Here is a 22614-nt window from a genome sequence, read left to right as displayed (position 1 = left end):
GACTTACAGTTCCGGCGTGCAAGCGGCGCCGGGGCGCGTGCCGGTCCACCTACCCCAGAAGGTGTAACCGGCGCATTTGAATTGGATATTGAGGAGTTTCATGACTGGCATCACTAAGGGCTTTGCCACCGTCACCCACCGCGCGGTGGCGTTTGTAGTGGCGGTAGTAATGGCCGTGACAATGGCAATGGTGGCTGGTGCACCGCAGGCGCAGGCCGCAAACCGCGACTTCCTGCGCGCCGATTCGACCGGTGCCTGCACCTGGGACAAAGTAAAATACTGGGTGCAGCGCTGCGACGTGTGGTCCCCGGCGATGGGCCGCAATATTACCGTGCAGATTCAGCCGGCCAAGAACGGCGGCAATGCCGGCCTTTACCTGCTTGACGGCCTCCGCGCTACTGAAAAGACCAACGCCTGGGTCAATGACGTCAACGCGGCCAAAACCTTCGTTAATGACAACATCACCGTCGTGATGCCGGTGGGCGGCGCGGCCTCCTTCTACGCCGACTGGCAGGGCCCCGCAACCTTCGACCTGAACAATCCGGTCAACTACCAGTGGGAGACCTTCCTGACCTCCGAGCTCCCAGGCTACCTGCAGCGCAACTTCGGCGTGGCGCCGAACAACAACGCTATCGCCGGCCTGTCCATGGGTGGTACCGCCGCCATCACCCTGGCCGGTAAGCACCCTGAACAGTTCCGTCAGGCGTTGTCCTACTCCGGCTACTTGGCTACCACCATCCCAGGTGGTCAGACCTTGATGCGCCTAGCCCTGCTTGATGCCGGCGGCTACAACCTGAACCAGCTGTACGGTTCCATCTTCAACCCGCGCCGCTTTGAAAACGACCCGCTGACCCAGGCGTCTAACTTCGCCGGCCGCAGCGTCTACATCTCCGCAGCTTCCGGCATCCCGGGCCCGGCGGACGCCAAGTACCTGCCGAAGGATCAGCTGGCAGGCGCGGCGCTGGAGCTGTTTTCCAATGCAACCACCCACATCTTCGAGGTCAAGGCTCGCGCGTTGGGCGTGAACCTCACCACGAACTACCCGGCCACCGGCCTCCACAACTGGGACCAGTTCGGCTACCAGCTGAACCGGACCCGCCCAATGATTCTCAATTACATGAACGCGTGGTAAGCGCTGTTATAAACCCTGAGGCCTAAGAACTCATCCCGGTTCCTCTTCGGAAGGGCCGGGATTTCGCTATTTGCGCCCGTGGCTTGAACTCTGGTGGCGCCGGGACTCCGCCGGGGATGTAGCGAGTCACAATCTGAGTTGGCCGGTCTAGCGTGTCGGGACGCATAAACTCTAAAGTTGAACTTAAACTTGAGCGCACATTAGACAGCATTGCGCCGCGTATGTCCCGGAGGAGGGGAACCCTCGGGCCATAGGCGCCGGGCTGGGGATCTGCTTTTGGCGTCCACCCCTGCCTGGACTGGGTTTGGCGTACCCTCAACTATTCCAAGGACACATTTATGCGTACTTCCAGCTCGCGTTCCCCGATCAAGGGCCGCACCAAGCTCGCTATCGTTGCCGTGCCCACCGCTATGGCACTGGGAATTACCCTCCTGCCAAACGCGGGCGCCCAGTCTTCCGGCTCCAGCAATGGCTCCAGCCTTTCCGATGCCTTCGCCCCAAGCGCGCCGGTAGAGCGCACCCCGATTGAGACCACCTACCCGGACGTAGAGGGTCTGCCTGAGGGCGTGGACATCAACCGCGTGGAATACCTGTCCCCACGCCACGTGATGGTTTATATCAAGTCTGCGGCGATGCCAGACAAGGAGCAGAAGGTTCAGATCCAGCTGGCCCGCGATTGGTACTCAAACCCGCAGGCAACCTTCCCCGAGGTATGGGCGCTGGACGGCTTGCGCGCGCGCGACGATGAGTCCGGCTGGACGATTGAGACCAATATCCTCAACCAGTTCGCCTCCCGCAACGTCAACGTGATCATGCCGGTCGGCGGCGAGTCCTCCTTCTACTCGGACTGGCAGAAGCCGGATCAGGGCACCCACTACATGTGGGAGACTTTCCTGACCAAGGAACTAGTCCCAATCCTGGACAATGAATTCCGCTCTAACCAGCGCCGCGCGCTAACGGGTATCTCCATGGGCGGCACCGCCGCGATGAACCTCGCCGAGCGTCACCCTTACCTGTTTGATTTCGTGGCCTCCTTCTCCGGCTACCTGGACACCACCACCCAGGGCATGCCGCAGGCGATTATGGCCGCTCAGTTGGACGCGGGCGGATACTCCACCACGAACATGTGGGGCCCTGAGGGCTCCCAGGACTGGATTGATCACGATCCAAAGCTGGGCATTGAGAACTTAAAGGATATGACCGTTTACGTCTCCGCCGGTTCCGGCAAGGATGACTACGGCATCGATGGTTCCGTGGCGAAGGGCCCGGCAAACATTGCCGGCATCGGCCTGGAGGCTATCTCCCGCATGTCGAGCCAGACGTTTGTGGATTACGCAAAACGCGCCGGCGTCGAGCCGATTGTCCGCTTCCGCCCATCCGGCGTGCACTCCTGGGAGTACTGGCAGTATGAGATGGACCAGGCGTGGCCACACATCGCCAACGCCCTGGAAATCCCAGAGGCGGACCGCGGCGCGAATTGCGCCCCTGCGGGCGCAATTGCCCAGGCTGTCAAGAACTTCGAGACCCTCGAGTGCCTGAATGATGAGTACGTCACCGGTGGTGACGGCCGCGCGCAGGACTTCACCGCGGATCACACCGCCTACTGGTCTCCGGATACCGGCGCACACGTACTGTTCGGCCGCATCAACACGGCATACGCGGGTATGGGCGGGGCTAACTCCTGGCTGGGCTTCCCTAAGACCGGCGAGATCACCGCCCCTGATGGCAAGGGCCGCTTCGTGCACTTCGAACACGGCTCCATCTATTGGACCGCCCAGACCGGTGCGCACCCAATTCCGGCGGACATGATGGGCGCCTGGGGTAAGAACGGTTACGAGAAGGGCGATCTGAAGTACCCAACCTCCGCGCCCCGTACCGTCGGTGAGGGCTTGGTTCAGGAATTCCAGGGCGGCATCCTGACCCGCAACCCGGACGGCTCACATGCCGTGGTGCACGGCGCGATTGGCGCTAAGTACAAGGAGCTAGGCGCGGCGGAATCCGAGCTGGGCTTCCCGGTCGGCGGCGAAAGGGCGATTAAGGGTGGCTTCTTCCAGGAGTTCGACAACGGCAATATCTACTGGTCCGCAGCCTCCGGTGCGCACTACATCCTGAAGGGCAATATCTTTAATGCCTGGGGCGCTAAGGGCTACGAGCAGGGTGAGTACGGCTGGCCTACGGCCGATTTTGCCACCATCCCGGCCGGCGGGCTCGAGCAGAAATTCCAGAATGGCACCATCCGCGAGGTATTCGGCCGTATCCAGGAAGATAAGAACTAATGCGCGCCCTCACGCTAGCTTCGGTGGCCGCTGCCGCACTCGTGCTGTCAGCGTGCAGCTCGGCCACCGTGGACAACTCCGCAGACAACGCGGCGGATTCCGCCGTCCCATCCTCCGTCGCACCGCTGGAGCGCAACAAGGACTTGGACGCTACCTCGGGCGAATCGGAGCCTGAAGAGGCCGATTCCAGCGAATCCGCAGCAGAACCGCAGCCCCAGGACCAGGGCGCGCAGGAGATCGAGGAGATTCCTGACGCCCCGCCTCGGGAAGAGGGCGAACAGGAGCTGCTGGACGCCATGGGTGAGGCCGGTATCAACGTGGGCGGGGTAGAGGATCAGCTCATCACCGCCGCCCGCGCGGCCTGCAATCAGGAGGACCAGGTGACGGTGCAGGCCATCGCGGGCCAGCTCATCGAGCAGGGGCGCACCGAGCTTGCCATCGGTGAAGTGGTTACCCTGATTGAAGACACCGCACGCACAGGATACTGCCAGTAGGGGCGGGTACTCTAACCCACATGAGGAAAGTTCTAACCGCCCTCGCGGCAATCATCGTAGTGGTCATTATTGGCGCTGGCGCAGTCCAGTATTTCCAGTCCACTACCTCTAAAACCCCAGGCACGGGCGGCAATACCGGCCCGAGCAACGAAGCGGCGCCGCAACCCGTGCAACCGGACTGGTGCCCGGCCGTGGAGTTCATCTCCGCGCCCGGCACGTGGGAGTCCGCCGCCGATGATGATCCACTCAACCCCACGGCTAATCCGCGGTCATTCATGCTGTCTATCTCGAATCCGCTGAAAGAGGCGTACGCGCCCGAAGACGTGAAGGTGTGGACCCTGCCGTACACCGCGCAATTCCAGAACATCAACTCGAAAGAGGAGATGACCTACGACGATTCGCGCAATGAGGGCCTAGCCCGCCTCGAGCAGGAGCTGCAGCAAACGCACGCCGATTGCCCGCAGACCAAGTTCATCATCGGTGGTTTCAGCCAGGGCGCCGTGATTGCCGGTGACGTGGCGAACCGGATTGGCTCCGGTAACGGGGTTGTGCCCGCCGAGTCGGTGGCCGGCGTGGCGTTGGTGGCTGACGGTCGCCGCAAAAACGGCGAGGGCATCAACCCGGGCGTCGAGCTGGGCGGCACCGGCGCGGAGATTGCGCTGGAGCCCATCAGCGCGCTGGTGCAGCCTGTGGTTCCCGGCGCCACCATGCGCGGGCCGCGTGCCGGGGGCTTCGGCACCTTGAGTGACCGCACCTGGCAGATTTGCGCGCCCGACGACGCCATCTGCGACGCCCCCCTCAACGTCCGCAGCGGCTTGGACCGCGCACTGGCACTGATCGACGCCAACGGTGTGCACGCGATGTATGCCTATAACCAAAACGTCATCCCGGGCACCACCGCGGACAAGTGGATGGTGGATTGGGCGAAGGGGATCATCGATCCGCTCGTGTAGTGGGATGTAACACAAACGGCTCCGCGTCTGATATTTTTAAAGTCAAAATAAAACTACTTTCGTACACGAACCCGTGAGGAGATCTCGATGGATCTGCATGCCGCAATGAGCCAGTTCTTCAACGAGAAGGGCGAAATCACCCTGGCGCCGCAGCTTTCGCTGGCCGGCCTATCCGAATTGATGTACCAAGGCGATCTGCAAACCGGAGGCGGGGACCGCAGGTGCATGCGTTTCTGGGATTTCTCCGAGTCCCGCGAGGGCAAGGCCGTTGATTACACCCGCCAGGAGATCAACACCCGCATCAAGGCCGTGGCCGCGCGCCTGCAGCAAGTGGGCACCATCGGGGACCGCTGCGCCATCCTGGCCGGCAACTCGCCGGAGTACGTCTTCGCCTTTTTGGGTGCCCTGTACGCCGGCATGGTGCCGGTCCCTCTCTATGACCCCAACGAGCCGGGGCATGCGGACCACCTCAAGGCGGTTTTCGATGACGCGAATCCACGGATCGTCCTGACGAACACCTCGTCCGCGGGCGCCGTGCGCAAGTTCTTCGCTAACGTCCCTTCCCGCGAGCGCCCACGCGTGCTGGCCGTCGACTCCCTGCCGGATTCCCTGGCGGCCTCCTACCAGAATCCGTCCGCCACGCTGGCCGGACAGCAGATGGCGGCAACGTCCACCACCATGCCGATCGACCAGGTGGCCTTCCTGCAGTACACCTCCGGCTCCACCCGCACCCCCGCGGGCGTGGTGCTGACCAACAGGTCGATCCTCACTAACGTGCTGCAGATTTTCCGTGCTGCCGATTTGAAAGTGCCGATGCGCCTGGTCTCCTGGCTGCCGCTGCATCACGATATGGGCATCATCCTGGCCGCGTTCGTTCTCATCCTGGGCCTGCCTATCGATTTGATGGCGCCCCGTGACTTCATTCAGCAGCCGAAGCGCTGGCTGGATCAACTGAACAAGAATCCGCAGGACGAACAACTCGGCGGCGTCTACACCGTGGTGCCGAACTTCGCGCTGGAGCTTGCCGTGCGCTACGGCCAGCCGGCCGAGGGCGAAGATATGGATCTGTCCAAGGTTGATGGAATCATCGTCGGTTCGGAGCCGGTGACCGAGTCCGCGGTCAATAACTTCGTGGAGACCTTCTCCAAGCACGGCCTGCGCTCGGAGGCGGTCCGCCCGTCCTACGGCCTGGCCGAGGCGTCGCTGCTGGTTGCCACCCCTCAAACCCCGGACCGCCCGCTGATTTCCCACTTCGACCGCGAGGCGCTGGCTGAAGGCCGCGCCGTCATCGTGGACAAGTCTGAGTCTTCCGTTCCTTTCGCCTCCAACGGCCAGGTGGTCAGGCCGCAGTGGATGACCATCGTGGACCCGGAGACCAAGGCGGAGCTGCCCGATGGCCATATCGGTGACATCTGGGTCTACGGAGACAACATGGCCCAGGGATACCTGGGCCGCGAGAATGAAACCGCGGACACCTTCCGCAATGCCCTGGGCGAGCGCCTGGCGGAGGGCTCCCGCGTGGACGGTGCCCCCGAGGCCAACAATTGGATGGCCACCGGCGACCTGGGCACCATCATCGACGGCCACCTGTATATCACCGGCCGCCTCAAGGACCTGATTGTCATTGCCGGCCGCAATCACTACCCGCAGGACATTGAGGGCACCGTCATGGGCGCATCCCAGCACGTCCGCCCGGATTCCGTTGCCGCATTCTCCGTTGAGGGTGACAACACGGAGAAGCTCATCCTGCTTGTCGAGCGCGCTGATAACGCCGACGCTTCCGGTGACGGCGCCGCCGAGGAAGCCATCCGCGCGGCCGTGACCAAGAACCACGGCGTGACCCCGGATACCATCGCGTTCCTCGAGCCGCACGGCATTTCCCGTTCCTCCTCGGGCAAGATTGCCCGCCGCATCGCGAAGAAGGCCTTCCTCGAGGGCTAAGGCCCCTAAGGCCACTAAGGCCCCTGAGACCACGAGCTAACCTTCGACCAGCCCATCACGGACACCGCACGGCTTACCTCGAGTGTCACACCAAGTGACATCTGTAACAAGGTGAGACAATGAGACGATATGTCTGTGATGGGCTTGTCGCTGCCTGTACCCCGTCGGTGGACGCACCGGCGCGGTAAGCGGCAAGCCGGTTGCACAACCAACACAAAAGGACCTGATTTTTTGATGACCGTAGAAGAACTACGCGGCTGGCTGCGCAACTGGGTAGCTGAGACTACTGGGGTTGACGCAGAGGAAATTACGGATACCAAGCCGTTGGAGAACTTTGGCCTGTCCTCCCGCGACGCCGTGGTCTTGTCCGGCGAGCTGGAGACCCTGCTGGGCCGCCGCCTGGACGCCACCGTCGCCTATGAGCATCCCACCATCGCGCAGCTGGCGGACCACCTGATTAACGGCTCTGAATCCGCACGGCCGCAGCGCAGCCCGCGCCGGGCCACCGCGCCGGCCGAGGGGCATGCGGACATCGCCATCGTGGGCATGGCTGGCCGCTTCCCGGGAGCGAACAACACCCGTGAGTTCTGGAACATGCTGGTCGAGGGCCGCGGCGCCACGGGTGAGCTGCCCGAGGGCCGCTGGGGAGAGTATTCCGGCGACCCGGTCATGAGCCAGAAGATGGCGGAGCAAAACCTCAAGGGCGGCTACCTGGATGATATTTCCAGCTTCGACGCCGAGTTCTTTGGCCTGTCCCCGGTCGAGGCCACCAACATGGATCCGCAGCAGCGCATCATGCTGGAGCTGACCTGGGAGGCTCTCGAGGACGCGGGCATCCCCGCCAATGAGCTCCGCGGCACCTCTACCGGCGTGTACCTGGGCAGCTCTAACAATGACTACGGCATGCTCATTAGCGCCGATCCGTCCGAGGCGCATCCGTACGCCCTGACCGGCACGTCTTCGGCGGTCATCCCCAACCGCGTGTCCTACGCCTTTGACTTCCGCGGCCCGTCCATGAACGTGGATACCGCCTGTTCTTCCTCCCTCGTCTCCGTCCACCATGCGGTCCGCGGGCTGCGCGGCGGCGAGGCTGATGTGGCCATCGCCGGCGGCGTGAACATCCTGGCCAGCCCGTTCGTCTCCACCGCCTTCGGCGAGCTGGGCGTGATTAGCCCAACGGGCTGCATCCACGCCTTTTCCGACGACGCCGACGGCTTCGTCCGCTCCGATGCCGCCGGCGTAGTAGTCCTCAAGCGCCTCGACGATGCCGAGGCGGACGGGGACAACATCCTCGCCGTCATCAAGGGCTCCGCCACGAACTCGGACGGCCACTCCAATGGCTTAACCGCCCCCAACCCCGACGCGCAGGTAGACGTACTTGAGCGCGCGTACGCGGACGCGGGCATCGACCCAACCCAGGTGGATTACGTGGAGGCCCACGGCACCGGCACCATCCTGGGTGATCCCATCGAGGCCACGGCGCTGGGGCAGGTCCTGGGCGCCGGCCGCAGCAACGAGAACCCAACCCTGCTGGGATCGGCGAAGTCCAACATTGGCCACTCCGAATCCGCCGCGGGAGTGGTGGGCCTGATCAAGGTCATCGAGTCCATCCGCAACAACACCCTGCCTCCGTCCATCAACTTCACCGAGCCAAACCGCTACATCGATTTTGACGCGGAGCACCTGGAGGTCGTCGAGGATCCCCGCGAGTGGCCGGAGTATTCGGGGCATAAGATTGCCGGCGTCTCCGGCTTCGGCTTCGGCGGCACGAATGCCCACATCGTGCTGGAGGAATACACCGGCACCCCGGCGGTAAGCCAGCCGCAGGTGGCCACCGACGGCCCCGTGGCCCTCCCCGTCTCCGGACTCCTGCCGTCGCGCCGCAGGCAGGCGGCCGCGGACCTGGCGGATTACCTGGAGCAGCACAACCCTGACTTGCTGGCCGTAGCCCGCACATTGGCCGGCCGCAACCACGGCCGCTCGCGCGCCGTCATCACGGCTTCGAATACCGAGGAGGCCGTCAAGCGCCTGCGCCAGGTCGCCGAGGGCAAGGTGTCCATCGGCGTCGCCGCGGCCGACGCGCCAAACCCCACCGGACCCGTGTTTGTGTACTCCGGCTTTGGCTCCCAGCACCGCAAGATGGCCAAGGACTTAATCGAGCTATCCCCAGCGTTTAGGGCCCGGCTGGAAGAGCTGGACCAGATTGTGGACTTCGAGTCCGGCTGGTCGGTCCTGGACATCGTCAACGACGATGAGCAGACCTACAACACCGAGACCGCCCAGGTGGCCATCACCGCGATCCAGATTGCGCTGACGGACCTGCTGGCCAGCTTCGGCGTGCGCCCGGCGGGCGTGATGGGCATGTCCATGGGTGAAATCGGCGCGGCGTACGCCTGTGGCGGCCTGACCGCCGATGACGCCATGCTCATCGCCTGCCACCGCGCCCGCCTCATGGGCGAGGGTGAGGCCTCCCTGACCGAGGAGACCCAGGGCGCCATGGCCGTGGTCGAGATGACCGCGGATGACATCCTCGCGCTCGAGGGCAACATCGAGCCCGCCGTTTACGCCGGCCCCGGCATGACCACTGTGGGCGGCCCGCGCCAAGAGGTCTTGGATCTGGTGGCCAAGCTCGAGGGTGAGGGCAAGTTCGCCCGCGCGCTTAACGTGAAGGGCGCCGGCCACACCTCGGCGGTGGAGCCATTCATGGGCGAGCTCCACGCGGAAATCGCCGGGATTGACGCCCACCCAATCCACACGCCGCTGTTTAGCTCCGTGGACCGCGCCACGGTCCACCGCCCGGGCGCTACCGTGCACACGGATGAGTACTGGCTGCGGATGACCCGCCAGGCCGTCTACTTCCAGGACGCCACCGAGCAGGCGTTCGCGGCCGGCCACACCCAGCTGGTGGAAATCTCCCCTAATCCGGTTGCGCTCATGGGCATGATGAACACCGCGTTTAGCGTGGGTAAGGCCGATGCCCAGCTGCTCTACGTGCTCAAGCGCAAGGTAGATCCCACCGAGTCCATCCTGGATCTTCTGGCCAAGCTCTACGTCGGCGGCCAGCCCGTGGATTACACCGCCGTCTTCGGCACGGCGCCCGCCGGCGCCGCAGGAAAGCAGCTTGACGTGCCCGGCACCGCGTTCAAGCGCCAGCGTTACTGGACCTCGGCCCGCCCATCCGGCGGCGTTACCGGCCTGCCCGGCGCCCGCGTCACCCTCCCGGATGCCACCGTCGCCTTCTCGACGAATGCCGACCAGGCGCCGTCCGCGCTGGCCCTCATCGAGTCCGCCGCGGCCGCCGTCAATCCGGAGGCGCAGGTAGTGGTCACCGAGGAGCCCGGGCACCTTCCCGCCGCCGGCGAGGTCACCACGCTGGTCAAGAAGTCCCTGGGTGGCCTGTCCGTGGCGGTCTATTCCGTCGAGGGCGGCGTGTCCACCCTCGTCGCCGAGGGCTTTGCCTCCACCCTCGACCTGGGCGGGGCGCCGGCGTCGCTGCCTGGCGTGGCCGAGGTCAACGAGTCTAAGCGGCCCGCGTCCTTTGTCGACGATGGCGTAGAGGCGGTGCGGTGGAACCCCGAAGAGGAGACCGTGGAAGAGCGCCTGTCCCTCATCGTGTCCGAGTCCATGGGCTATGACGCCTCCGACCTGCCGAGGGAACTCCCGCTTATCGACCTGGGCCTGGATTCCCTGATGGGTATGCGCATTAAAAACCGCGTGGAAAATGACTTCCAAATCCCGCCGCTTCAGGTCCAAGCCCTGCGCGATGCGTCCCTGGCGGACGTCATCACCATGGTCGAGGAGGCCGTCGCGGGAGTCCAGGCGGGCAACCCCGTCACCAGCGACCCGGAGCCCGTGGCGGAGGCCCCAGCCGTCGATGCCGTCTCCGGCGGGGTGGAGCCGGCAGGCGAGGGAACCGGCGTCGGAGTGGCCCCGCGCGATGCCTCGGAGCGCATGGTCTTTGGCACCTGGGCCACGTTCACGGGCAAGGCGGCGCGCGGGGTAACCAGCCCGCTGCCGGAAATCTCGGATGAGACCGCGGCCCAGATCGCCGAGCGCCTCACCGAGCGCGCCGGCATCGAGGTATCCGCCGAGCAGGTCAAGGGCGCGGAGACCTTGGAGCCCCTGGCTGACCTGGTCCGCGAGGGCCTAGAAACCGAGGTTGAGGGCAACATCCGCGTCCTGCGCGAGGCGGACGGCCCCGCCGTGTTCATGTTCCACCCCGCCGGCGGCACCACCGTGGTCTACCAACCGCTGATGCGCCGCCTCCCGGAAAACGTGGCGGTCTACGGCGTTGAGCGCATCGAGGGCCAGCTGGAGGAGCGCGCCAAGGCGTATGTGGATGACATCATCACCTACGCCCGCGGCCGCAAGGTAGTCCTGGGCGGTTGGTCCTTCGGCGGCGCCCTGGCCTACGAGGTGGCGCACGAGCTAAAAGCTCGCGCGTTAAGCGGGGAGGACTCGGTAGAGGTGGCGTTCATCGCGCTGCTGGACACCACGCAGCCATCCGACCCGGCGCCGGACACGCTGGAGGAAACCAAGGCCCGCTGGGAGCGCTACGCGGCGTTCGCCAAGAAAACCTACGGCCTTGACTTCCCCGTCCCCTACGAGTTGCTGGAAACCGCCGGCGAGGACGCCCTCATGGACATGCTGGCCACCTTCCTGGCCACCACGGATGCCTCCGAGCATGGCCTCTCCGCGGGCGTGCTGGAGCACCAGCGTGCCTCCTTCGTGGACAACCAAATCCTGGGCAAGCTCTCCTTCGAGCGCTGGGCCGGCCTGGGCCTGCCCGTCTTGCTGTTCCGCGCGGAGCGCATGCATGACGGCGCGATTGAGCTAGAGCCTCGCTACGCGGAGATTGATCCGGACGGCGGCTGGGGCGCTATCGTGGAAGATCTGGAAATTGTGCAGCTGCAGGGTGACCACTTGGCCGTTCCGGACGAACCGGCCATTGGCATCGTGGGCAAGCACATAACCGAATGGATCGAGGAGAAGATTGGTGACTAAGCGCGCGACTACGGCCGAGAAACTAGCTGACCTGCGCGAACGCCTGGACAAGGCGCAGGACCCGGGCAGCGAGCGCTCCCGCGCACGCCGTGATGAAGCCGGCCGCACCACGCCGCGCCAGCGCATCAACGAACTGCTTGATGAGGGTTCCTTCGTGGAAACCGGTGCGCTGGCCAAGACCCCCGGCGACAAGGACGCAATCTACTCGGACGGCGTGGTCACCGGCTACGGGCGCATCAGCGGCCGCCCGGTCTGCATCTACGCGCATGACAAGACCGTCTACGGCGGTTCCGTGGGCGTGTCCTTTGGCCAGAAGGTGGTCAACGTGATGGAAATGGCCATCAAGATTGGCTGCCCGGTCATCGGCATTCAGGATTCCGGCGGCGCGCGCATCCAGGACGCCGTGACGTCCCTGGCGATCTACTCCGAGATTTCCCGCCGGCAGCTGCCGCTGTCCGGCCGCAGCCCGCAGATTTCCATCATGCTGGGCAAGTGCGCGGGCGGCGCGGTCTACGCGCCGGTTACCACGGACTTCGTCATCGCCGTGGACGGCGAGGCGGAAATGTACGTCACCGGCCCCAACGTCATCCGGGAGGTCACCGGCGAGGACGTGACCTCCGCGGAGCTGGGCTCCGCGCGTCAGCAGGAGCTCAACGGCAACGTCTCAGCGTTGGTTGGCTCCGAGGATGAGGCCTTCGATCTCGTCCGTGACCTGCTGGACCACCTGCCGCTGACCTGCTTCGACCCGGCGCCGGTCTTCGAGGCGCCTACGGACGAAGAGGTCTCCGAGGCGGAAGAGCTCAACGAGTTCATGCCGGATGATTCCAACGCTGGCTACGACATGCTGGAGCTACTGGCACAGCTGGGTGACGATGATGAGCTCATCGAGCTGCAGGAAAACTACGCTCCCAACATGATCACCGCGTTCGGCCGGATTGACGGCAAGACCGTGGGTTTCGTAGCCAATAACCCTATGCACCTGGCGGGCTGCATCGACGCCGACGCCGCCGATAAAGGCGCCCGATTTATCCGCATCTGCGACGCATACAACATCCCGCTTATCTTCGTCGTGGATACCCCGGGCTACCTACCGGGCGTGGACCAGGAGAAGGCGGGCCTAATCCACCGAGGCGCCAAGTTCGCGTTTGCCGTGGTGGAAGCGACCGTGCCGAAGATCTCGCTCATCGTGCGCAAGGCCTACGGCGGCGCGTACGCGGTGATGGGTTCTAAGAACCTGACGGGTGATATTAACTTTGCGTGGCCAACCGCGCAGATCGCCGTGATGGGATCCGCGGCCGCGGTGGTCATGATCGCGGGCAAGCAGCTGGACGCCGCCGAGACACCAGAGGCCCGCGCGATGACCAAAAAGATGTTCATGGATTTCTACGATGAGACCATGACCTCCCCGTACGTCGCCGCCGAGCGTGGCTACCTGGACGCGATGATTGAGCCTAACGAGTCCCGCTTGGCCCTGCGACGCGCGCTGCGTCAGCTAGAGACTAAAGACGTGCGGGATCTGCCTAAGAAGCACAACATCTCGCCTCTGTAAATAGCCTTTAGGCACTGTATGGTTAGGCCATGGAATTTTCATCCGCTTTAGGCCTGGCATCTTCGGCTGGGCTTAATGCCTATATCCCGCTGCTCGCGTACGGCCTTCTGGCCCGGTACACGGATTTCGTCAACCTGCCGGACGGCTGGGCGTGGCTTGCTGACCCCATCCTGCTGGTCATCCTTGGCGTGCTGCTGGCCGTGGAGATCGTGGCCGATAAGATTCCGGCGGTGGATTCCGTCAACGATGCTATCCAGACCCTTGTCCGCCCCACCTCCGGTGGCTTGATGTTTGCCTCGGCGTTTGGGGTGGAAACGGTGGGGGATTCCTCCATCTTCGCCGAACCAAAAACCTGGGGTTTGTTGGCCGTGGGCTTTATCATCGCGCTGGCCATGCACCTGCTTAAGGCCGGTTCGCGCCCGATCATTAACACCAGCACGGTGGGCGTTGGTGCCCCCGTGGCCTCCACCGCTGAGGACATCGTGGCGGCCTCCCTGACCGGCGCGGCCATCTTCGCGCCAGTGCTGGTCGTGCTCCTGCTTATCGCCGTGGTTGCACCGGGCGTGTGGTTTTATACGAGGCTGCGTAACGTTAGGCCCAGTCCCGAGCGATATGCTCAATAGCTTGTGAAAGATTTCTACGTTTGAAGGAGAAAACATGCTCTCTAGCGTTCTCGACCTGTCCCTCGAGACCATCTTTTGGATTGTCGATTTGGTTAACCAAGCCATCGCCGCAATTCGCTAAGCAGACCCGAGCCTAACCGCAGCACCCTTCATTGGGGCTGCGGTTTCGCGATCCCGGGGTTTAACGCGCCCCTTAGGCCTCCCCGGGCGAATGCGTCTGGGCAAAGCCCGCTGCATTTTCGAGGCCTGACGCCCCTAACCCTTATTCGGGGGTGGTTATGACCAGCGTGGACGTTTGAATCGCATGATGACCAGTTGGTATGCCGGTACACTGTTTGGCGAAACCTAACTGTCAACGTGAACCAAGTGAAGGACTAAACGTGACTAATACTCGTATCGAAACTGACTCCATGGGCGAAGTTCAGGTCGCCGATGACCGCTACTGGGGCGCACAGACTGAGCGTTCCCTGCATAACTTCAACATCGGCCGCGAGACCTTTGTGTGGGGCCGCCCGATGATCAAGGCGTTGGGCACCCTCAAGAAGGCCGCGGCCCTGGCCAACGCGGAGCTGGGCGAGCTGCCACAGGACATCGCTGACCTCATTAAGCAGGCCGGAGACCAGGTTATCGCCGGCGAGTTGGATGAGCACTTCCCGCTGGTTGTCTTCCAGACCGGTTCCGGCACCCAGTCCAACATGAACGTCAATGAGGTTATCTCCAACCGCGCCATCGAGATCGCCGGCGGGGAGAAGGGCTCCAAGACCCCGGTTCACCCTAATGACCACGTCAACCGCGGCCAGTCCTCCAATGACACCTTCCCAACCGCAATGCACATCGCGGTTGTGCAGGAGCTGCAGAACATGTACCCGCGCGTGCGCCAGCTGCGCGATACCTTCGCCAAGAAGGCCGAGCAGTACCACGATGTCATCATGGTTGGCCGCACCCACCTGCAGGACGCAACCCCGGTTCGCCTGTCCCAGGTATTCGAGTCGTGGGTAGCCCAGATCGATTTCGCCCTAGAGGGCATCGAGTACGCCGACTCCCGCGCCCGCGAACTGGCCATCGGCGGCACCGCCGTGGGCACCGGCCTGAACGCCCACCCAGAGTTCGGCGAGCTGTGCGCTAAGAAGATCTCCGAGGAAACCGGCATCGAGTTCAAGCAGGCGGATAACCTGTTCGCCGCGCTCGGCGCGCACGACGCTCTGGTTCTTGTCTCCGGCGCTCTGACCGTTCTGGGTGACGCGCTGATGAAGATCGCCAACGACGTTCGCTGGTACGCCTCCGGCCCACGTAACGGCATCGGCGAGCTCATCATCCCTGAAAACGAGCCGGGCTCCTCCATCATGCCGGGTAAGGTTAACCCCACCCAGTGTGAGGCTATGACCATGGTTGCAACCAAGGTATTCGGTAACAACGCCACCGTTGGTTTCGCTGGCTCCCAGGGCAACTTCCAGCTCAACGTGTACAAGCCGGTCATGGCGTGGGCAATCCTGGAGTCCATCCAGCTGCTGGGTGACACCTGCGTGTCCTTCGATGAGAACTGCGCGTACGGCATCGAGCCTAACCTGGAGAAGATCCAGCACAACCTGGACATCAACCTGATGCAGGTAACGGCGCTCAACCGCCACATTGGCTACGACAAGGCCTCCAAGATCGCCAAGAACGCTCACAAGAAGGGCCTGTCCCTGAAGGAATCCGCTCTCGAGCTCGAGTTCCTCACCGAGGAAGAGTTCGACAAGTGGGTAGTCCCCGCCGATATGTGCCAGCCTTCTGCCGCCGATCAGTAGGCCAGGCAACCCCTCAGGCGGCGTGATCGTGATTTTCACGGTTGCGCCGCTTTTTCGCACCCGCCGGTTTACGCGGCCGGATGCTTATACGCCCCGCGGTTGAAGACCATATTCGCTGGGTTCGTCTCACCTGGCGGCAGCCACCCTCCAACGCCCCTGTGCTTGGCCATTCGTCCGCGGGGCGCGAAACCCGGATCATCCTCATTAACCCCGTTGTGATAGCCGCACGCGGGCACGATGTTGTCCTGATTTGTCTCGCCGCCGTTGTTGAATGACACGACGTGGTGCATCTGGCATTCGCTGGCGGGTTTATTGCATCCCTCCCAGCTGCACGTCGAGTTCATGATTTCCGCCAGGCGACGCTGCTTTGGATTCGCGAAGCGCGCAGTCCGGTATAAATTGATGGCGCCCTCCACGGGGTGGACCAGGGCAACGTAGCCCCGGTCCGCCAGGGTCGCGTTGACCAGTTCCGCGCCCGTCATGGTTGAGCCATTCGTGCAGCGCAGGATGACTTCCTCGCCGCCTTTTTCTACAATCTCATCCATTTCGTCTAGCGTCACGATGACATTCACCGTGGTGGTGGGGGCGGAATTATCAGAAAAATGGGTTTTAACGAAGGTATCCAAAGAACCGTCCTGGCCCTCCCAGATCCGCGAAATGTCATGGGAAGAACCCGTGACGGTAATCTTCCAGTCCTGCGGGCCGCGCCGAATCTTGACGGAAGGTTCCTCGGCCTTGCGCGGCTGCAATTCGTCAATGCGTTGGCGAGCCACCCGCCCTATCTCCCCGGCCGGCGTGTGGGCCAGCTCGACGCGCAGGGCCCACGCGTCCTTCGATTTCTTCAATTTCTTGCAGTGCCGCTCTATCGCGAGCAAGGTTAGCAGGTCATGGGTCGTGGAGCGCGCCTCGCGTTGGAAGCGGCTAAAGCGGGTCTTGCCGAAGTAGACCACGTTTAGCGCCAGCAGGTCCCGGGCCATCTTGGGCGCGGTGCCGGCCTTGAGGAGATCCGTTTTGGACAAGCCCGTGACCTCCCCGACTAGGTCGATGCCCGCGGCGAGCGCGGCGTTGAGCGATGTGAGGTATTTCATGGCCGTCACGCTAAAGGGCCCGCCCCGTCGGGGCAACGAAAACCGCCCAGGCTTAGAAGGCCTGTGGATAACCTCCGCTACGGCCCGCGCGGGTTATCCACAGATTCGCCACGTTTCCCCAGGAAAGGTGGAATGGGGGATGCGTTTAGGCCGAGGTGCGGGTAGCCTTGTTTGCCCGGTCGAACAAGCGCCAGCCGTAGATGCACACGGCGGACATGATGGTGGCGACGATGATGAAGGAAATGTGGCCAATGCGGCCCTCCATTAGCGACCAGATGATCATGCCCACGATGAGTGAGCTCAACCACGCGATGGTTCCCTGCCGCCACTTGCCGGCAACCTTGGCGCCCAGGATGATAGCCCAGCCCACCAGCACGCCCACGGCCCAAGGCCAGAACGTTCCAAGGATGGCGCCGATGTCTAGACCGCCGTGGGCCACGCGGGCGAGGAACGCAAAGACGAATACGGCGACGATGTCCAGCAGGATTGCGGGGCGCATGGATACTCCTATGAAGGTTGGGATTCTTTCGCGCTGAGGGAGGCGTAGTTAACGCCCTTGCGCGCGTAGTGCCAGAAATAGATTACCCATCCGATGATAGTGATGAGCGCAAATGTGATGAGCCTGTAAATGATGGCCGCGCCGGTGGCGTCCACGGCGGTCATGCCGGTGGCCACGAGGGTGGCGATGATCGCGGCCTCCACCGTGCCCAGGCCGGCCGGGGTGACCTGCGCGGAACCGGCGAGCTTGGCGGTCAGGTAGGCCAGGGCCACGCCGGCCAGGGTGGTCTGGTCCTCGAGGGAGCTAAGCCCCGGCACGTTGCCGGTCACGGCCCACACGCAGGCCCACAGGGAAAACATGTCCAGCAGGCGGTTGAGCAGCGAGAACAGCGAAACCCTGGCAAACTGCCCGGCGGGCAGGTGGACCTCGTGCAGGTTGCGCACCTGGGCTAACAGGTTGTCTAGGGCCTTGCCCTTGATTAGCCGCTGGCGGCCGAGCCAGGATTCGAGGGTGGCGGGGTGGTTGGCGGCCCAGAATACGGCCCAGGAGACGAGCACCATCGCTGCGAGCGTGGCCACCAGCGACCACAGCGCCATGTCCGCGTTGAGGAAGATGACCCCGCCCAGCCCAATGATGGCCAGCCACACCGTGGAGACCACGGAGCTTAGCACCAGGAACCAGCCGCACAACACGACCGACGCCCCCCAGCTGCGCTGCACCCAAAACGTCAGGATTGCAGAAAATGCCGTGCCCGCGGGCAGCGTGGTCGCCCAGGAGTTGGAGGCGAAGGTGATGGCCGCCGTTTCCTTGAAAGTAACGGGCACGCCGCCGGCGCGGATGAGCAGGCGCATGACCTCGGCCATGGCGAACACCGCGAGCACGGCCGCGATGATCACCACCAGGATGGCCACGGGATCGGCGCTGCGGAGGCGGCGGAGGCCGTCGCCGATGAAATCAAGCTCGTCCCTGAACACCCAGCCCAAGATGAGCAGGATGAGCAGGGAGGCTACCCAGCGCAGGCCCTTAGAAAAGGAAGGATTCATCGAGGCGGCGCCTAGCGGGAGGAATCCGGACCGGCTTCCGGTGCGTCGCCGGAGGCTTCCTCGGCCTTGAGGCGCTTCATGAGCTCGGCGAAGGGCACCAGATCGGAGTTGGCGTTGGTGGTGGTGCCGCCGCGGACGGCGCCCTCTTCTTCCTCCTCTTCTTCCTCGTCGTAGGCGACGAAGTCATGCTGGCCGAAGCCCGTGGGATCCGGTTCCGCCGGCTCGGGCTGGGCTTCTAAGACGCGGTCTTCGCGGAAGGTGATGCCCTCTTCCTCGTGGTCGAAGATCGGGCTTGCCTCGGCGGCCGCTGGGGCAGCCGCAACGGCGGGTTCGGCTACCGGTTCCTTGCCGTGGCCCATCGCCTCGTAGGCGCGGTGAACGAACTTCGGCGCCCACCAGTTGTCCTCGCGCAGCAGGTGCATGACGGCCGGAACCAGCAGCATGCGCACGATCGTGGCATCGATGAACAGCGCGAAGATCATGCCGAACGCGATGTACTTCATCATCACGATGTCCGAAAAACCAAACGCCCCGGCGACCACGATCATGATGAGGGCGGCCGCGGTGATGATGCCGCCGGTGTGGGCGGTGCCGTAGGAGATGGCGGCGTCGGTAGAAGCGCCCTTCTTGCGGGCCTCAACCATGCGGGAGACCAAGAAGACCTCATAATCCGTGGACAGGCCGTAGATGATGGCGATGATGAGAACCAAAATTGGGCTCATCAACGGGCCCGGGGTGAAGTCCAGCAGGCCCGCGCCCACACCGCCGACGAACATCGCGGTGAGGATGCCCAAGGTGGCCCCGAGCGTCAGGATGGTCATGATAATGGCCTTGGCCGGCAGCACCACGGAACCAAAGACCAGGGCCATCAGAATAAACGTCGCCACGACGATGTAGAGGGCCATCCACGGCAACGTCTCAAACAGCGCGTCCAGGGACTCAACCTCCATGGCCGGGGTTCCGCCCACGTACAGGTTCACGCCCTCGGGGGCATCCAGATTCTCCAGCTCGTGGACGATGCGGGAGTAATCATCGCGATCCTGGATGCCCGCGGCAAGCACCGTGGTGCCGTCAACGGTGGCGGTGGACGGAGCCATGGGCTCGGTCAGGCCCTGGATGCCGCGAACCTGCATGTAGACGTCAACCAGCTGCTCATTCGTGGCGTTATCCACGACGAGCTTGACGGGCTCAGTGCGGAAGGATGGGAAGTGTTCGTTGAAGCGATCCTGCGCCACGCGGGTTTCCTGGCTTGGCGGCAGGTAGGTTTCATTGATGCCGCCGTAACTAATGCCCACGATGGGCAGGGTCAGCGCCAGCAAAAGACCACAGATAGCCACGGTCATGAGCTTGGCGTGCTTCATGGCCCAGGCGGGGATCTTGTACCAGAAGGTATCTTCAATGCGGCGGGCGGTGCGGGAAGTCTTGCGCACGGCCAACTTGTCGATGTTCTTGCCCAGCAGGCCAAACAGCGAAGGCAGCACCGTCACGGACAGCAGCGCCGCTAGGCCCACAGCGGAAATGGACCCGTAAGCCACGGACTTTAGGAAGGCCTGCGGGAAGAGGAACAGGCCGGACAGGGCTACCGCGACCATCGCCGCGGAAAAGACCACGGTCTGGCCGGCGGTGGCGGTGGTGATAGCCACGGCCTCCTTCGTGCCGCGGCCCTTGTCCATCTCCTCGCGGAAGCGGGAGACCATAAACAGGCCGTAATCGATGGCCAGGCCAAGCCCCAGCAGGGTGACCACGGCCTGGGCGAAGACGTTAACCTGCTGGAAGTCCGCCAGGATGGCGAGGATGCCCAGCGAGCCCAGGATGGACAGGCCACCCACGATAAGCGGCATGAACGCCGCTACCACGGAACCAAAGACGACGAGCAGAAGCAGGCCCACGATCGGCAGGGCCGCCTTTTCCGCGAAGGCGATGTCATTGGACATGCCGTCATCCAGCGCGTCGGCGACGGCGGTGGCGCCGCCAATCTGGACCGGCAGGTCCGTGTCGTAGAGCGCCGGTTCGATGGTGCGGTAATCCTTCAGCGTCTGCTCGGCATCGCCCTTAAGCCCAATCGCGGCGAAGGCCACGTTGGCGTCCCGGTTAATCAGGTTGGGGTTGCGCTTGTCGAAGTAGGAGTTGACGTGGCTGATCTGATCCGGGAACTGCTCCTGCAGGCCGGTCAGGTATGCCTGGGCGGCCTCGAAGTTCTGGTCCGGGTCATCCACCAGGACGATCACGTCACCGTTGTTATCGCGGCCGAATTTCTCCAGCTCGATCTTCGCCGCGGTGGTGGACTGGGCGTTGGGATCCTCCCAGCCCTCCTGGCTCATGCGGTCACCCAGCTTGGTGCCAAAGAGCCCAAAGATCACCAAAATGGCCGCCACGATAATGAGCGGGATTACTTTGCGATGGGCGTAGGAAAACTGGCCCCATTTGTAGAACAAGTTTCCTCCTTAGCGGCCGTCGAGCAGTGCGGTAAGCGGGCGGAACGGCTGCAGCCAGGCGCCGCCTTCCGGCAGCGCGTCCAGGCTGATGCGCGGAAGTGGCTCACGGAAGACCCCAGGGACGTCCTCCAGGTCCACGAACTCGAGCGACGGCGAGGATACCGCCCAGGAGACGTGTTCGTGGAAGCCCAGCACGGTAACCGGCACGCCGGATTCGGCGATCGGCTCGATGGTGTCCTGGAAGTTCTGGCCGTCGGCGGACGCCACCACCAGGCCGGCGAGTTCATCGCGGCGCAGGTCGATGTGGTCCAGCATGTCCGGGTCCACGTCATCTTCCTCGCGCAGTTTTGGCTTCGCGAAGACGGAAAAGCCCACGTTGCGGATGGCCTCAACCCATGGGCGGATGACCTCGGCGCCACCGGGGGTGACGTTGGTGAACACGGCCGCCTCGGGCTCGGCATCGGCGGCCAGCGCCTCGTGGACTAGCCAACGGCCAATCGCATCGAAGCGCGGGCGGTGCGCCGCGGTGGGGCGCCCGCCCAGGATGGCGCCCAGCCCCATGTCCATGTTGGGCGCGTCCCATACCAAGAGATACTTCTTCTGGGAGGCCATTTATATCTTCTCCCACAGGTATTCGGTGATGACGTGATCCTTGTCCAGGCCCTTGCCCTCAAACTTGGTGATGACCTGGCGGTCTGTCAGCTGCGGGCACTCCGGCCACGGCCAGCCCTTGAACTCAAGGCTCGGCTCGACGTTGACCAGTTCGTTGATCCACTCCGTGTAACCGGCGTGATCCGTGGCCACGTGCAGCACCCCGCCCTTCTTGAGGCGGGAGGCGAACAGGTTGAGGGGCCCGGACTGGATGATGCGGCGCTTGTGGTGGCGCGCCTTCGGCCACGGGTCCGGGAAGAACACGCGGATGCCGTCGAGGGATTCCGGCTCAAACATGCGGGCCAAAACCTCGATGCCGTCACCGCGTACCATGCGGATATTGTCAATGCCCCCGCGCACGGCGGAGCCCAAGAGCTTGGCCAGGCCGGGCTTATAGAGCTCGACCGCGATAATGTTGGTGTCAGCCTCTAGCGGCGCCATGGCCGCGGTGGACGTGCCGGTGCCCGAGCCGATTTCCACGATGGTCTTGGCCCCGGAGCGGCCAAACCACTCATCTATATCGATGACGCGGTCCTCTAGCAGGGTGCCCATGCGTGGCCAGTGCTCATCGAAGAGGGCCTGCTGGTTCTCGGTGAGCGTGCCGCGGCGGAAGGTCACCTGGCCCAGGCGCGGGTAGTCAAGTCCGTCATTGAATTCGGTTTGTGGCGGTCGGCCGTGTGGCATCTCGCCGATTTGGGATCTATCAGAAGTATTCATCAGGGGATATTGTCCACTATTTGCCCGCTGGTACCAAGCGACACTCCGTAACATGCGTGACGGATGTGGCTTATGTGATTTGGCCCGGGCGCGGCGGGTCGGAGCCCTGCACGCCCCGCGAATATCACCCGGCGGCGCTTCCGGGTATAACCAGTGGGGCGGGCGGTGACCGTACGGGCAGGGGTTTAATTCCAATATGCACAGGTTTGCGCCCCCAAAATGGGGTGCTGGAGACATTAACAAACGTCACAATTTTCGCCGTATACAGTGGTGAAATTGGTATTCGGCCACTGGGTATAACCACTGTACTGGTCAATGGCCCAAAATCCGTGAAAAACGGCGTTACCCTTAAAGAGGAGCGTTACGTGAGGGCACTTTTGTGCCCTGATGACCAATGATGAAATCTCGAGTAGGACTCAAGT

15 protein-coding genes are annotated in these 22614 nt (G+C 63.5%); 9 read left to right on the top strand and 6 right to left on the bottom strand.

From position 1 onward, the window contains the following. Nucleotides 1–100: 100 nt before the first annotated feature. From CENDO_RS10480 to fumC, 9 genes are all read left to right on the top strand, one after another. A complete protein-coding gene (locus tag CENDO_RS10480; protein ID WP_136141964.1) occupies nucleotides 101–1132 on the top strand; it encodes an alpha/beta hydrolase in 1032 nt (343 codons plus the stop codon). 338 nt (nucleotides 1133–1470) lie between these two features. Further along, entirely contained in the window at nucleotides 1471–3408 is a 1938-nt protein-coding gene (locus tag CENDO_RS10475) for an alpha/beta hydrolase-fold protein (protein ID WP_136141963.1), read from the top strand. Beyond that, entirely contained in the window at nucleotides 3408–3902 is a 495-nt protein-coding gene (locus tag CENDO_RS10470) for a hypothetical protein (RefSeq protein WP_136141962.1), read from the top strand. Before CENDO_RS10475 ends, CENDO_RS10470 begins: the two co-directional genes overlap by 1 nt. A gap of 20 nt (nucleotides 3903–3922) precedes the next feature. Next, nucleotides 3923–4855: a cutinase family protein gene (locus tag CENDO_RS10465; RefSeq protein WP_136141961.1), complete on the top strand. Its 933-nt coding sequence runs from the start codon at nucleotides 3923–3925 to the stop codon at nucleotides 4853–4855. An 87-nt stretch (nucleotides 4856–4942) separates the two neighbouring features. Further along, a complete protein-coding gene (locus CENDO_RS10460; RefSeq protein ID WP_136141960.1) occupies nucleotides 4943–6796 on the top strand; it encodes a FadD32-like long-chain-fatty-acid--AMP ligase in 1854 nt (617 codons plus the stop codon). Nucleotides 6797–7030: 234 nt separating this feature from the next. After that, nucleotides 7031–11800: a type I polyketide synthase gene (locus CENDO_RS10455; RefSeq protein ID WP_136141959.1), complete on the top strand. Its 4770-nt coding sequence runs from the start codon at nucleotides 7031–7033 to the stop codon at nucleotides 11798–11800. Next, nucleotides 11793–13349: an acyl-CoA carboxylase subunit beta gene (locus CENDO_RS10450; RefSeq protein WP_136141958.1), complete on the top strand. Its 1557-nt coding sequence runs from the start codon at nucleotides 11793–11795 to the stop codon at nucleotides 13347–13349. Before CENDO_RS10455 ends, CENDO_RS10450 begins: the two co-directional genes overlap by 8 nt. Nucleotides 13350–13378: 29 nt before the next feature. Continuing rightward, the gene (locus CENDO_RS10445) at nucleotides 13379–13972 is read left to right on the top strand and encodes a DUF4126 domain-containing protein (RefSeq protein ID WP_136141957.1); all 594 of its coding nucleotides are present in this window, start codon (nucleotides 13379–13381) and stop codon (nucleotides 13970–13972) included. A 380-nt stretch (nucleotides 13973–14352) separates the two neighbouring features. Then, entirely contained in the window at nucleotides 14353–15759 is a 1407-nt protein-coding gene (gene fumC / locus CENDO_RS10440; RefSeq protein ID WP_246014289.1) for a class II fumarate hydratase, read from the top strand. A 68-nt stretch (nucleotides 15760–15827) separates the two neighbouring features. Here fumC and CENDO_RS10435 read toward each other — a convergent pair whose 3' ends face one another. From CENDO_RS10435 to trmB, 6 genes are all read right to left on the bottom strand, one after another. After that, nucleotides 15828–16847 (bottom strand): HNH endonuclease signature motif containing protein, encoded by a 1020-nt coding sequence (locus tag CENDO_RS10435; RefSeq protein WP_136141955.1) that lies wholly within the window; start codon nucleotides 16845–16847, stop codon nucleotides 15828–15830. A 145-nt stretch (nucleotides 16848–16992) separates the two neighbouring features. Further along, entirely contained in the window at nucleotides 16993–17346 is a 354-nt protein-coding gene (locus CENDO_RS10430; protein WP_136141954.1) for a DUF3054 domain-containing protein, read from the bottom strand. 8 nt (nucleotides 17347–17354) lie between these two features. Then, nucleotides 17355–18389 (bottom strand): lysylphosphatidylglycerol synthase transmembrane domain-containing protein, encoded by a 1035-nt coding sequence (locus CENDO_RS10425; RefSeq protein WP_136141953.1) that lies wholly within the window; start codon nucleotides 18387–18389, stop codon nucleotides 17355–17357. A gap of 11 nt (nucleotides 18390–18400) precedes the next feature. After that, nucleotides 18401–20824: an MMPL family transporter gene (locus CENDO_RS10420; protein ID WP_136141952.1), complete on the bottom strand. Its 2424-nt coding sequence runs from the start codon at nucleotides 20822–20824 to the stop codon at nucleotides 18401–18403. A 9-nt stretch (nucleotides 20825–20833) separates the two neighbouring features. Beyond that, nucleotides 20834–21436: an NYN domain-containing protein gene (locus tag CENDO_RS10415; protein WP_136141951.1), complete on the bottom strand. Its 603-nt coding sequence runs from the start codon at nucleotides 21434–21436 to the stop codon at nucleotides 20834–20836. Continuing rightward, nucleotides 21437–22192: a tRNA (guanosine(46)-N7)-methyltransferase TrmB gene (trmB, locus tag CENDO_RS10410; RefSeq protein WP_136141950.1), complete on the bottom strand. Its 756-nt coding sequence runs from the start codon at nucleotides 22190–22192 to the stop codon at nucleotides 21437–21439. Between the last annotated feature and the right edge of the window lie 422 nt (nucleotides 22193–22614).

It is taken from the genome of Corynebacterium endometrii, from assembly GCF_004795735.1.
Taxonomy (GTDB): domain Bacteria; phylum Actinomycetota; class Actinomycetes; order Mycobacteriales; family Mycobacteriaceae; genus Corynebacterium; species Corynebacterium endometrii.
Note: the sequence above shows the minus strand (reverse complement) of the source record. Positions and strands in the feature narration are given on the sequence as shown.